This is a genomic window from Allosaccharopolyspora coralli, assembly GCF_009664835.1.
GTDB lineage: Bacteria > Actinomycetota > Actinomycetes > Mycobacteriales > Pseudonocardiaceae > Allosaccharopolyspora > Allosaccharopolyspora coralli.
In genome coordinates this window covers 4,537,405-4,550,049 of the sequence record NZ_CP045929.1, presented here as the reverse complement: position 1 = coordinate 4,550,049, position 12,645 = coordinate 4,537,405, and the positions used below count along the sequence as shown (strand labels likewise).

Annotated in this window: 10 protein-coding genes; 7 read left to right on the top strand and 3 right to left on the bottom strand. The window is 69.7% G+C overall.

Annotated features, from left to right (window positions below; translation table 11 throughout):
- Window positions 1-79 precede the first annotated feature (79 nt).
- Entirely contained in the window at window positions 80-1,522 is a 1,443-nt protein-coding gene (yczR, locus tag GIY23_RS21190; protein ID WP_154078268.1) for a MocR-like transcription factor YczR, read from the top strand.
- Window positions 1,523-1,795: 273 nt separating this feature from the next.
- Here yczR and GIY23_RS21185 read toward each other — a convergent pair whose 3' ends face one another.
- Entirely contained in the window at window positions 1,796-2,233 is a 438-nt protein-coding gene (locus GIY23_RS21185; protein ID WP_154078267.1) for a hypothetical protein, read from the bottom strand.
- A 373-nt stretch (window positions 2,234-2,606) separates the two neighbouring features.
- Here GIY23_RS21185 and GIY23_RS21180 point away from each other — a divergent pair, with 373 nt between their 5' ends.
- The 4 genes from GIY23_RS21180 (at window position 2,607) to GIY23_RS21165 (ending at window position 7,459) form a co-directional block, all read left to right on the top strand.
- Window positions 2,607-3,686, top strand: coding sequence for a S8 family peptidase (locus GIY23_RS21180; RefSeq protein WP_228717424.1), 1,080 nt, complete (start codon window positions 2,607-2,609; stop codon window positions 3,684-3,686).
- A 97-nt stretch (window positions 3,687-3,783) separates the two neighbouring features.
- On the top strand, window positions 3,784-4,368 hold the full coding sequence (locus GIY23_RS21175) for an RNA polymerase sigma factor (protein WP_154078265.1): 585 nt from the start codon (window positions 3,784-3,786) through the stop codon (window positions 4,366-4,368).
- Window positions 4,365-4,844, top strand: coding sequence for a hypothetical protein (locus tag GIY23_RS21170; protein WP_154078264.1), 480 nt, complete (start codon window positions 4,365-4,367; stop codon window positions 4,842-4,844). The genes GIY23_RS21175 and GIY23_RS21170 overlap by 4 nt, the downstream gene beginning before the upstream one ends.
- Window positions 4,841-7,459, top strand: coding sequence for a CHAT domain-containing protein (locus GIY23_RS21165; protein WP_154078263.1), 2,619 nt, complete (start codon window positions 4,841-4,843; stop codon window positions 7,457-7,459). The genes GIY23_RS21170 and GIY23_RS21165 overlap by 4 nt, the downstream gene beginning before the upstream one ends.
- 104 nt (window positions 7,460-7,563) lie before the next feature.
- Here GIY23_RS21165 and GIY23_RS21160 read toward each other — a convergent pair whose 3' ends face one another.
- Window positions 7,564-8,733: a pyridoxal phosphate-dependent aminotransferase gene (locus GIY23_RS21160; protein ID WP_154078262.1), complete on the bottom strand. Its 1,170-nt coding sequence runs from the start codon at window positions 8,731-8,733 to the stop codon at window positions 7,564-7,566.
- Between the two features lie 184 nt (window positions 8,734-8,917).
- Here GIY23_RS21160 and GIY23_RS21155 point away from each other — a divergent pair, with 184 nt between their 5' ends.
- Window positions 8,918-10,126: a DUF445 domain-containing protein gene (locus tag GIY23_RS21155; protein ID WP_154079027.1), complete on the top strand. Its 1,209-nt coding sequence runs from the start codon at window positions 8,918-8,920 to the stop codon at window positions 10,124-10,126.
- 208 nt (window positions 10,127-10,334) lie between these two features.
- Here GIY23_RS21155 and GIY23_RS21150 read toward each other — a convergent pair whose 3' ends face one another.
- The gene (locus tag GIY23_RS21150) at window positions 10,335-11,624 is read right to left on the bottom strand and encodes an IS256 family transposase (protein ID WP_154075433.1); all 1,290 of its coding nucleotides are present in this window, start codon (window positions 11,622-11,624) and stop codon (window positions 10,335-10,337) included.
- 123 nt (window positions 11,625-11,747) lie between these two features.
- Between GIY23_RS21150 and GIY23_RS21145 the strand changes: the two genes are divergently transcribed.
- Entirely contained in the window at window positions 11,748-12,524 is a 777-nt protein-coding gene (locus tag GIY23_RS21145; RefSeq protein ID WP_154078261.1) for an IS5 family transposase, read from the top strand.
- Window positions 12,525-12,645: the final 121 nt, after the last annotated feature.

Here is a 12,645-nt window from a genome sequence, read left to right as displayed (position 1 = left end):
AGATCCACAGCAGTCACACTGTCTGTTCTAGTCCCTCATTGGACTTGATAGCGAGAGCCAATTTGGCATTATTGGACTCATGATGACGTCAGCGGTGCGCCACGTTCAGGGCCGTAAGGTCGCCGAGTTGCTGGGTGAGTGGACCGCCGGAGCGGCCGCGTCGTCGCAGCAGCTGCACCGGGCGCTACGGAGGCTCGTCCTCGACGGCGTCCTCGCGCCTGCGACTCGATTGCCTGCCGAGCGGGATCTCGCGTCCTCGCTCGGCGTGAGCCGCACCCTCGTGGTGCGAGCACTCGAGCTCTTGCGCGAGGATGATCTCGTCGCGAGTCGCCGAGGAGCCGGCTCGTGGATCACGGTCCCCTCCGGCGGCGACGGCGAAGGTGCCGTGACCGGTCTCTTCGGTCCGTCCGGGGAGGGCGCACTGAACATGGCGCAAGCGACGCCGTGCGCACCTCCGGAGCTCGATGACGCACTGGATCGGGCGCGTCCCCGTTTCGCCGAGCTGTATCCGGGATCGGGCTACGATCCGCGTGGCCTGCTCCGACTCCGGGAGCGACTCGCGGAACGTTTCACACGACGGGGTCTGCCGACCGGTCCGCACCAGATCCTCGTCACCAGCGGCGCCCAGCACGCGTTCAGCCTGACGTTGCGGGCGCTGGTGGCCCCTGGCGAGCGCGTGCTCGTGGAACATCCGACGTACCCGAACGCGCTGGAGGCGGTCCGGGGCCTGCGAGCGAGCACGGTCGGGGTGCCGATGGTCGACGGCTCGTGGGATCTCGACGCGGTGGAGGCGACCTTGCGGCAGGCGGCTCCCCGGCTGGCCTACCTCATCCCCGACTTCCAGAACCCCACAGGCGCACGCCTGGACGAAGCAGGCAGGCAGCGGCTCGGTACCGCGTTGCGACGGAACGGCACATCGGCCGTCGTCGACGAGACGTTGGTCGACATGGACCTCGACGGTGTGGCGCAGCCGCTACCGATGGCGGCGTTCGCCGAGGAACGTGTGATCACGGTCGGTTCCGCGAGCAAGTCGTTCTGGGGTGGGCTGCGGATCGGCTGGGTGCGTGCGTCCGAGGACATCCTGCAGCGAATCGCTGCGACGCGGGTCGCCGGTGATCTCGGTACGCCGGTGCTCGAACAGGTCGTGTTCGCGGAGCTGCTCGCCGACGCCGACACCGTGCTCGGACGCCGCAGGGAGAAGATGCGTGCGCGACGTGATCGACTGGTCGAACTACTCGGAACCCACTGTCCAGAGTGGAGATTTCAGGTCCCTCGCGGTGGCTTGTCCCTGTGGTGCGACCTGGGTGTCCCCGTCGGCGGAAAACTCGCTGTCATAGCGGAACAACATGGTGTCCACATTGGATCGGGTATGCACTTCGCCGCGCACGGAAACCTGGAGCGATTCTTGCGGCTGCCGTACACGCTGCCGCCGGAACAGCTCGAAGACGGTGTCGCGCGGCTCGCGCGAGCGCGCGACGCACTCCGGTCCGGGGTGTCGTCCGTCGAGTTCCCCGTGATGTGAGTGGGGCACGAGACGGAGCCGCTCCCGGCACGGCCCCTCGTCGTGCCGGAAGACGGCTCCGTGGTGCCTCGGCCCGCAGGGGCAATGCGGAAGCCGAGGCGGGCGGGGCTCCCGCCACCGCTCGGCCGGTGCGTAGCGACCGCGCGCCACGACGTCGACGGTGGAGGCCCCGTCCGATCCGCCCAGGCGCAGTCGAGCGGATCGGCGTCGCTGCGACGACGAGTCGTCGCAGGCTCGGACGGTGTGCCCCGAGAACGGCGGTCCCGGGCGAGATCAGTCGGGAGAGACCGATGGCTCGGTCGCGACGGTTCCGGCCAACACCTGCGCGTCGGTGAAGCCGGTGTGCGCGGGACCCGCGGTGGGCGCGGTGAGGTGCACGGGCAAGGCGCCGAGCACTCGCTGCGCGGTCTCGGTGTACGTGACGGATGTGGCCGGTGTGCTGTGCGAAGCCCAGGGAGCGTAGTGGGCCGGGGCGTTGGCCTCGAGCAGGGGCGGTTCACTCTGTCCGTGGTCGGACGGGCTCGAGTCAGCAGGGACGGCGAGTTGCTCCTGAGTCTGTTGCGTCCGATCGGACACATCCGGTGCCGCAGGAGCAGCGACCTGGACGCCGAACAGAGTGACGGCGGTCAGGCCCGCCACGAACGCTGCCCGCAGCAGCAGGGCGCGCAGTGTCCGGAACCCGCGCCACGCGCAGAACCCGAACACCGTCATCACCGCCCGTCCTGTTCGACCTCGTGGCGTCCACCCCTGGACGCTCATTCTGCCGGTGGCCGCGTCGCGGCGCACCCGTGTCCGTGCTGCAACCACTCAGAGCCCGCTCACGCCCCTGCCGAGCCGTGAAGGCCCGAGCGTGCTCGGTGCGTGATGGGGACATCGTGCTACACCACCCTACGTGTTCGCGAGCGCCGGACAGGTGAGTTCCGAACTCGCTTCGGCGTGTCCGCAGTGGAGCCTCCGGCGCGTCGCGCTGACCGGACAGGTGATCGCCGGTTCGTGCCGCGGCGTGTCCGTTGTGGATCGTCCGGTCGTGAGCTAGCTGTCCCTTGTGGATGGATATGACGGCCGAGTCACGCTCGGCGAACTCGTGGAGCGATGGAGCCCTTACGCCGACGACCTGTACCTGCACGATGCCGGTGGGCCCGGCGAGTGTCTTGTCCGCCGTGGACAGCTGCTCGTCGGCCCGGACGGTGTCGAACCCGTGGTCGAGCGGCTCCGTCGGTGGGTGGACACCGTGGAGTCGGACGACGCCACGTCGACGGCCACGCTGCGGCTGCGCAGTTCCGAGCACCGCAACTGCATCGACATCGCGCGGGAGGTGGGTGCGGCACCGAACCATGTGCACCTCGGCTCGCCCGTGTTGTTCGGGACGCCGGTGCTGTTCGGGACCGGCGCCGAAGCACGGCCTGCACCGTCGGTGCCCGAACCGGAGGACACCGTGTGGGATCCACCCGTGCGGGTCGGCCTGCTCGACACAGGTCTGGACCCGCATCCGTGGTTCGCCGACCGCGTCTGGTTCGAACCGGTCAGAGAGCGGCTCGACGCCGACGACGACGCAGGTCAGGACCGTCAGGCCGGGCACGGGACGTTCGTCGCCGGAATCCTGCTCCAGCATGCTCCCGGCGTCGTCGTCCGGGCGGAGCGGGCGTTGTCCTCGCTCGGCTTCACCGACGATCTCACCGTCGCGCGCGGCCTTCGGGCGCTGCGTACCGGAGCCGCGGCCCGTGGCGAGCGGATCGACGTCGTCGTCCTCACGGCCGGATGTCACACCGCCGACGACACGTGCCCGCCCGTCCTGGCTACCGAACTGAGCGACTTCTCCGCGACGGTCGCGGCTGCCGGCAACCTGAGCAGCGAGCGACCGTTCTGGCCCGCCGCACTGCCCGAGGTCCTGGCGGTCGCCGCCACCGGTCGCGACGGTGCCACGGCCGGGTTCTCGAACACCGGGCCGTGGGTCGACGCCGCGGCGCCGGGTGAGGCAGTGGCCAGCAGTCACGTTCGGATGATCGCCGGTTCGGCGGAGCGCGACTACGGCTTCGCTCGGTGGAGCGGGACGTCGTTCGCCGCTCCCGCTGTCGCCGCCGAGGTCGCCAGAGGTCTGCACGAAGGCGGTACGCCCGCACACGCACTGGCGGTCGCGCGGCGACGTTACCCGTTCGGGCGGTAATGCGGACGCGGTGAATCCTTTCCCGCTTCCCGTCCCTCTTACTTCCGGATTCGCCGAGCACGGCGAGCTTTCGGGATCGGGAGAGGAGGCAGGAGCCGTGCACGAGGTTGCAAACGCCGGATCCGCCGGCGAGCTGCTGCAGCGCGCCGCGCGGGGTGACGCCCGCGCGTGGCGGGAGGTCGTCGACGTGCATCGACCCTTGGTGTGGTCAGTGGCGCGCGCCTACGGGTTGAGCAGGTCCGACGCCGAGGACGTGGAGCAGGTCACCTGGTTGCTGCTGGCGGAGAACGTCCGTCGCCTCCGAGAACCGGCAGCGCTCACAGGGTGGTTGGTGACGACCGCGCGCCGGGAGGCGATCCGACTGGGCAAGGCACGACGTCGCGAGTCCCCGACGGGAATCGACGGCGCCGCCACGGACGTGCCCGACGCCGTCAACGGCCCCGAACAGCAGGTACTCCGGTCGTGGACGGCGTCCAGGGTGGGGCACGCGTTCGCCGAACTGTCCGGCCGCTGCCAGCAGCTCCTGCGCATCGTCGCCTGCGCACCGGAGATGAGCTACGCGCAGGTCGGCGAGGCGCTGGGGATGGCGCGCGGCACGGTCGGGCCGAAACGGGCCCGGTGCCTGGCCCAACTGCGGACTCACCTGCTCGCGCACGGTGTGACCGGGGAGGCTGCGGGATGAGCGACGCCAAGTTCGCGGAACTCCGTGCATTGCGGGCGTGGTTCGAGCAGACCGATCCGGCTCCGCCCCATCGCGCTCAGGCGGCCTACGCGGCTCTCGACGTCGCGGCTCGGCCCGCCGGTGCCGGTGCGCTGGAACTGGTCGGAGACTCGGCGGAGGAACGGGTGCCCACCCGTACCGCGGCGCGTGCCGCCGAGTCGCGGGTGCTGACGTTCCTGATGCCGGGTCGGCTGGTCGAACTGGATCTCGTGCCCACGCTGCCGGGCTCCTACCGGGCGAGTGGCGTGGTGGTCAGCCGGGCAGGACAGGGGGTGACCTCGGGCGACGTCGCGTTGCGTCATCCGGGAGGGGAGCGGGCTGCGGTGCTCGACCCGTACGGCGCGTTCGCGGTGGAGGACGTGCCGAGGGGGCCGATCAGCGTGGTCTTGCGTCCTGCTGGCGCCGAGCCCGCCGTCGCGGAATGGTTGGTCTGTTGAGCACCGGCTTCGTGGAAGCGGCTGCGGAGGTCGACTGGTTGGACCGTGCGGTGCGCCAACCGGACGCCGCGCTCACCGGTGTCCGGCCGTGGCTCGACGCCCGCGCCGTGTCCGGGGAACGGCACGTACTCGCGCGACACGTCGCGGCCCTGGCACTGGTCGAGCGCGGCGAGCTCGCCGAGGCCCGCAGGCACGTGGTGGCGGGGATCGCGACGGCTACCCGGCTCGGGATGCCGAGACGAGGCGCGCAGCAGCGGGTGACGTTGGCGTGGATCGAACTCGAAGGCGGGGACGTCGCGGCGTGCCAGGCTCAGCTCGACGCCGCCGCCCCCGAACTCGACGGCCACGACCGGGTGCGTCTGACGTGCCTACGGGGACTCGCGCATGTGCAGGCCGACGAGTTCGAGGAAGCCGTGACCGCACTCGGGCGGGTGCTGCCCGACCTGCGACGGCACGGCGATCGACGCTGGGAGGCGAACGCGCTCGTCGGGCGCGGCTTGTCGTGGCTGTACCGGAACCGGCCCGCGGAAGCGGAAGCGGATCTGGCGGCTGCCGAACAGCTGCTGCGCGACGCCGGGCGGCACAAACGTGCGGCGGCGTGCAGGCACAACCGTGGGTGTGTCGCGCTGCGCGCGGGTGATCTCGTCGGTGCTCTGCGCTTGTTCGACGAGGCGATCACGTCGGGACTGGACACCTCGGCACGTCCGGAGGTGCTCGTCGACCGTGCGGAGGCGCTCGCCGCGGCGGGGCTGACCTGCCGAGCGACGAAGGAGATGCAGCGAGCTGCTCGGATACTGTCCCGGAACGGGCGCACGCTCCGTCTCGCCGAGACCGAGCTGGCGCTCGCCGCCTGTGCACTGCGCGACGGGGATCGTGAGACGACACTCGCTGCCGCAGGGCGGGCACGGCGCTCGTTCCGGGCACATCGGCGGCCGGGATGGGCCGCGTTGGCGAGCGTCCGGTGGTGGCAGGCCAAGATCGCGACCGGTGTCCACTCTCGCTGGACGCTGGTCGCGGCGCGGCGCGCGGCGCTGGCAGCCGAGGCGCACGGGTGGACTGCCGAGGCGGCCGAACTGTCGTTGGCGGCGGGACGGGCAGCATGGCGGGCCGGCAGGCACGGCACGGCTCGTGCGTTGTTGACGTCGGCGGCGTCGGCGCGAGAGGACAGGGCAGCGCCGGTCGCGCACCGCATGGTCGCGTGGTGGGCGCAGGCTTTGGTGGCGGAGATCGACGCCGGTGACCGGGGTGATCTCGGACCGGTGTTCGGGGCGTGCCTGCGCGCGTTCGACATCGTCGACGGGTACGCGACGGCGATCGCGTCGTTCGAACTCCGGGTGCGGACCTTCGGACTGCTGGCGGAGCTGGCCGATTGCGCGATTCGCGCCGCCGTGCGCAGCGGGGACGCCGAGCTCGTCTTGCGGTGGGCTGAACAGCACCGTGCCTGTGCGCTGAGCCCCCGCCCGTTGTCGCCACCGTCGGGTCCGGCGCTGCGGAGCGCGCTCGTCGAGTTGCGTGCCGCGGTGGCTGCCTCGGGATTCGGCGACGCGGAGCAGGTGCGTGCCGCCCACTCGAGAGTGGCGTCGTTGGAACGTCGAGTTCGAGACCGGGCGCTCGTGGTGGAGGGAACGGCCGGGCCGGCCCGTGTCGACCTCGACTTCCGTGAGATCGTCGCGGAACTGGGGGGCTCGGTACTGGTCAGCTACACGATCCACGATGGACAGCTGATGCTCGTATCCGTAGTGGACGGTCGAATCCGTTGCCATGGTGTGGGTTCGGTGGACGAGGTCGCAGCAGAAGTGCCGCGGCTGCGGCAGCTGCTGAGTCGGCAGGCCAGGTCGATCTCTCCTCGGGTCGTCGCCGAGTTCGCGGACGGCGCCCGGCGTTGCGCGGAGACGATCCAGCAGCAAGTGCTCGGTCCGGTGCTCGACGAACTCCGGGACCGAGCCCTCGTGGTGGTACCGACCGGGCCGCTGCACCTGCTCGCGTGGAACCGACTGCCCGCCTGTCGAGGGCGCAGCGTCGTCGTGGCACCGTCGCTGCGGTGCTGGCGACGCGCGGCCGAGGACGCCAGGCAGGCGTCCCGCGGGTCGGCGGTATGGGTGGCCGGACCGGGGCTCGATCACGCGACGCGAGAGGTCACGGCGCTGCAGTCCGCCCACGGCGGCAGGTTGATGATCGGCGCGGACGCCACCGCGGAACGAGTACGTGCGGCGATGGACGGCGCGTCCGTCGCGCACATCGCAGCACACGGCACCTTTCGCGACGACCAGCCGTTGTTGTCCTCGATCGGTGTCGCCGACGGTCCGCTCTACGGCCACGACCTGAACCGCCTGCACCGCTCGCCCACCACCGTGGTGCTGTCGGCGTGTGAGGCCGGATGTTCCACGGTCAGCCGCGGCGACGAGCTGAGCGGACTCGCGGCGATCCTGCTGTCCCGGGGCACCGTGACGGTCATCGCCAGCGTCGTCCCCGTTCCCGACGAGCGGACCGCCGCGGTGATGGTGTCACTGCACCGTGAGCTCCGCGCGGGCGCGACGCCCGCGACGGCGCTGGCGCGGGCGCAGACCGAACACGACGAGTCCGGGTTCCTCTGCCTCGGACACGGGGGGCGCTGAGAATGCATTGGGCAACGGGCGTTCGTCGGCCAATGCGGCGAGGCGCGAACCGGGGCTGCGGTACTGGACGACCCACCCACGTTCCAAGACGCCGTCCGAGGACGTCAGCGCAGCTTGTGCAGCCGTCGAACCGCCTCGTCGAGTACCTCGTCCTGTTTGCAGAACGCGAATCGCACGAGATGCCGGACGGCCTCCGGGTTGTCGCAGAACACCTGCACCGGGATCGCGGCGACCCCGGCGCGCTCCGGAAGCGCCCGGCAGAACTCGGCGCCGTCGTCGAAGCCGAGGGGGCGCACGTCGGCGCAGACGAAATAGGTGCCTTCGCTGGCGAGCACGTCGAACCCGGCGTCGGCCAAACCCGCCGACAAGCGGTCGCGCTTGCCTTGGAGCTGGTCACGCAGCCCGTCGGCCCACCCGCGCTCGTGGCGCAGCGCGTGGGCCACGGCGGGCTGGAACGGGGCACCGCCGACGAAGGTGAGGAACTGTTTCGCCGCACGCACGGCCCCGATGAGCTCCGCCGGGCCGCAGGCCCATCCGATCTTCCAGCCGGTCGCACTGAACGTCTTGCCGGAGCTGGAAATCGAGACCGTGCGTTCGGCCATGCCGGGCAGGGTCGCCAGTGGGGTGTGCGCACGGCCGTCGAAGAGGAGATGCTCGTAGACCTCGTCGGTGATCGCGACGAGGTCGTGGGTCCGGCACACGTCCGCGATCGCGTCGAGTTCCGCTGCGGTGAACACCGTCCCGCTCGGGTTGTGCGGCGAGTTCACCACGATCGCCCGGGTCTTCGGCCCCACGGCGGCACGCAATCCCTCGATGTCGAGAACGAATCGGTGGTTCTCGCCTTGGGTGAGGCCGACCGTGCGCCGGACGCCGCCCGCGAGGGCGACGGCGACCGCGTAGGAGTCGTAGTACGGCTCGACGAGTACCACCTCGTCCCCCGGCTCCAGCAGCGCGAGCATCGAGGCCGACAGCGCCTCGGTCGCGCCGACGGTGACGAGGACTTCGTCGGCCGGGTCGTGGTCGAGGCCGTAACGGTCCCTGCGGTGTTCGGCGATGGCCTCCCGCAACGCGGGCTCGCCCGCGCCGGGCGGGTACTGGTTGACCCCGTCGCTGATGGCCCGGCGTGCGACGTCGAGCATCGCCGCCGGCCCGTCGGAGTCGGGGAAGCCCTGGCCGAGGTTCACCGCGCCGGTGCGGCGGGCGAGCTCGGTGATCTCGGCGAAGATCGTCGAGGTGAACGGGCGCAGCCTGGAGGTCAGAGCGGGTGTACGCACAGCCCGAACCCTAGTCGACTCACCGCGTGGGGGTGGTGCGCCGAGCGGCGGACCGCCGTGGGCACGTTCGGCGCACCTCGACCGGCTGCCGGTATCGGCAGAGGTCCCCCGCGAACGCTGCCACAATCGAAGGGTGCAGGAACTGACGCTCGCGGACGAGCAGAAACGACGGGGCCTTCGCCGGATGAAGGCCGTCGCGCTGGGCCTCCTCATCGCGGCGGCGATCATCTACGTGATCACCCGCTGGGCGGAGAACCAGGGTGGACCGGTCTGGGTGGGCTTCGTCCGGGCGATGGCCGAAGCCGGGATGGTCGGCGCGCTGGCGGACTGGTTCGCTGTGACGGCCCTGTTCAAGCGGCCGATGGGCCTGCCGATCCCGCACACCGCGATCATCAAGACCCGGAAGGATTCGCTCGGCGAGAGTCTCGGGGACTTCGTCGGCACCAACTTCCTCGCCGAGGACGTCGTCCGGGACAAACTCCGCAACGCCGAGATCCCGCGCAGGGTCGGTGTGTGGCTGGAAGACGAGGACCACGCCGAGCGAGTCACCTCCGAGCTCGCGACAGCGGCTCGAGGCGCCGTACAGGTGTTGCGGGACGAGGACGTTCAGGAGGTGGTGGAGCAGCTCGTCGTGCGCAAGGTGCTCGAGCAGCAGTGGGGTCCGCCGCTCGGGCGGATACTCGGCCAGGTCTTCGCGGACGGGTCGCACCACAAGCTCGTGGACCTGGTGTGCGACCGCGCCTACGACTGGGTGCGGGACAACCACGAGACCGTGATGCGCGTGGTCAGCCAGCGCGCGCCGTCCTGGTCGCCGAGGTTCTTCGACTCGCTGGTCGCCGACAAGATCTACGCCGAGGTGCTCGCGTTCGCGTGGGCGGTCAAGACGGACCAGGACCACCCGATGCGCAAGGCCGTGGACCGGTTCCTCGTCGAGTTCGCCGACGACTTGCAGAACGACGAACGGACCATCGCCAAGGCGGAGCAGATCAAGTGGCAGATCGTGCAGCACCCGGAGGTGCAGAACCTCGTGTCCTCCGCGTGGGGCACCGCGAAGAAAATGTTGCTCGACGCCGCCGAGGACCCGTCCAGCGCGCTGCGGCTACGGGTGCGTGACGGCCTGCGCACGCTGGGTAGGCGGCTCGCCGAGGAGGAAGCGCTGCGATCCAAGGTGGACACTTGGCTGGAGAACGCGGCCGCCTACGTGGTGTCGAACTACCGGCCGGAGATCACCACGCTCATCACCGACACCGTGCGGCGCTGGGACGCCGAGGAGACCTCACGCAAGATCGAGATCCAGGTGGGCCGGGATCTGCAGTTCATCCGCATCAACGGCACCGTCATCGGGGCACTGGCGGGCCTGACCATTCACACCGTCTCCCACCTGTTCCTCTGAGAGGCTGTCTTGGATCCCGGTGGTGGGCATGTGAAGGGCCTCTGCTAGTGATCGTGATGCCAGTCATGATCACTAACAGCAGAGGCCCGACTCAGTTTGTACCCCACGACGCCTTCGTCCAGCGCATCGGCCCGCATTCGCCGCTACCCGTCGGACATGACGGACGCCGAGTGGGGAGCAATTGTCAATACCTGTGGATGAAGTTTGTTTAGGCTGCTGAGGGTGGGGCGTGGTCGTCGGGGCGTTCGATGAGTTGGCCGGCTGTGAAGCGGGCGCCGGCGCGGACGAGGGCCACGAGGTGGGGTGCGTTGATCGCGCGCCAGCGGGTTTGGGCGGATTCGATGAGCTTGAATGCCATGGCCAGCCCGGCAGCCCGCGAGCCGGGTCCCTTGGTGACCTTCGTTCGATGCCGCACGGTCGCGAAGGTCGACTCGATCGGGTTGGTGGTGCGCAGGTGTTGCCAGTGTTCGGCCGGGTAGTCGAAGAACGCGAGTAGCTCGTCGAGGTCGTCGGTGAGCTTGGCGACGGCCTTGGGAAACTTCGCGCCGTAGGTGGTCTCGAAGGCGGTCACGGCCTCACGCGCGTGGTGTTTGTCCTCGGCGTTCCAGATCTCGGCCAGGGCCTTTTTCGCGCCGGGTTGGGCGGATTTCGGCAGGGCGGCCAGCACGTTGCCGGTCTTGTGGAACCAGCACCGCTGCTCGGCCGTGGTCGGGAAGACCTCGCGCAGTGCGCCCCAGAACCCGAGGGCCCCGTCGCCGATGGCCAGGGTCGGGGCGCGCATGCCGCGGCGGGCGCAATCGCGCAGCACATCGGCCCAGGACTCGGTGGACTCGCGGTAGCCATCGGCCAGCGTGATGAGTTCCTTGCGGCCGTCGGCGCGGACACCGATGAGCACCAGCAGGCAGAGTTTGTGCTCGTCGAGGCGGATGTTGACGTGAATGCCGTCGGCCCACACATACACGTAGTCCACTGCGGACAGATCGCGTGCGGCGAAGGCTCGTTGTTCGGCCTTCCACTGCTCGGTGAGCTTCGTGATCACCGTCGACGACAGGCCCTTGGTCGAGCCGAGGAACTGTCCCAGCGCGGGCACGAAATCCCCGGACGAGAGGCCGTGCAGGTACAGCAGCGGCAACACCTCGGTGATCTTGGGTGACTTGCGGGCCCACGGCGGCAGGATCGCCGAGGAGAACCGCTTGCGCTCGCCAGTGTCGGGGTCGATGCGCTTGTCATTGACCCGCGGGGCGGTGACCTCGACAGCACCGGAGCTGGTCAGCACCTCACGCGGTTGGTGCGAGCCGTTGCGCACCACCAGCCGGTGACCGTGCTCGTCACGCTCTCCGGAGTGCTGGGAGATATAGGCATCCACCTCGGCCTGCAGAGCCTCAGCCAACATCCGCCGAGCACCCTCACGAGCAATCTCATCCAGCAACGACGAGGGCGACGAGCCCTGTGTCGAGCCATCATTACCAGAAGTGGGATCAGGGACTACGCTAAGCATGGGTCGTACCTTCCCGACCAGCGCTGCAACGCCGGTCATGCTTGAGAACCTTCACTCGATCACTGGGAAGGTACGCCCCCTCCCAGCCGATCCACAGGTCCCAAGCATTGCTCCGAGTGGGCAGTGATCGAACCACTGCTGCCCACGGCGGCGTGTGCCAGCCCGGCCGGGGGGCGTCCGGAGAAGCACCACCGCCGCGACATCGTCGACGCGATCCGCTACGTCACCGACAACGGAGTGAAATGGCGCGCGCTTCCCGTGGACTTTCCGCCCTGCAAGACCGTGTACGGCTTTTTCGCTCGCTGGCGCGAGAACGGCACGGTGGAAATAATGCGTGATGCGCTGCGTGAACAGGTCCGCCAGCAGGCCGGCCGGCGCCCGCGGCCCACCGCAGCCGCCATCGACGCGCAATCGGTGCGCGCCGCCGAAACAGTCGGTGACTCCACCCGCGGCTACGACGCCGGCAAGAAGGTCAACGGCCGCAAACGCCACATCGCCGTGGACACCATGGGACTGCTGCTGGTCGTCATGGTCACCGCCGCCAACTTGCAGGACCGGCCCGCCGGGCGCCCTCTGCTGTCGCTGCTGCACCGCGCCCACCACAGGGTGCGCCACATCTGGGCCGACGGCGGCTACACCGGAACCCTGCTGACCTGGGCGAAAACAACCCTGGGCATCACCGTCGAGATCGTGAAAAAACTCGCCGAACAAACCGGGTTCGTGCCCCTGCACCGCCGATGGGTCGTCGAACGAACCTTCGCCTGGATCAGCCAAGCCCGCCGCAACACCCGCGACTACGAACGCCTCCCCGAACACTCCGAGGCCTTCATCAACTGGGCCATGATCACTATGATGAGCCGACGACTGACCCGCCCACAAACGCGGGCCCCCACCCCCTAACCAAGATCAAAGACAGGCTCTGAGAGGGCATTTTGGATCTTGGCTGGGTGGTCCGGTACCGCCGCCCCAGTTCGCGCCTCGCGGCGTTGGGGTCCTCTTGAGTACCACAACGTACGCGGCG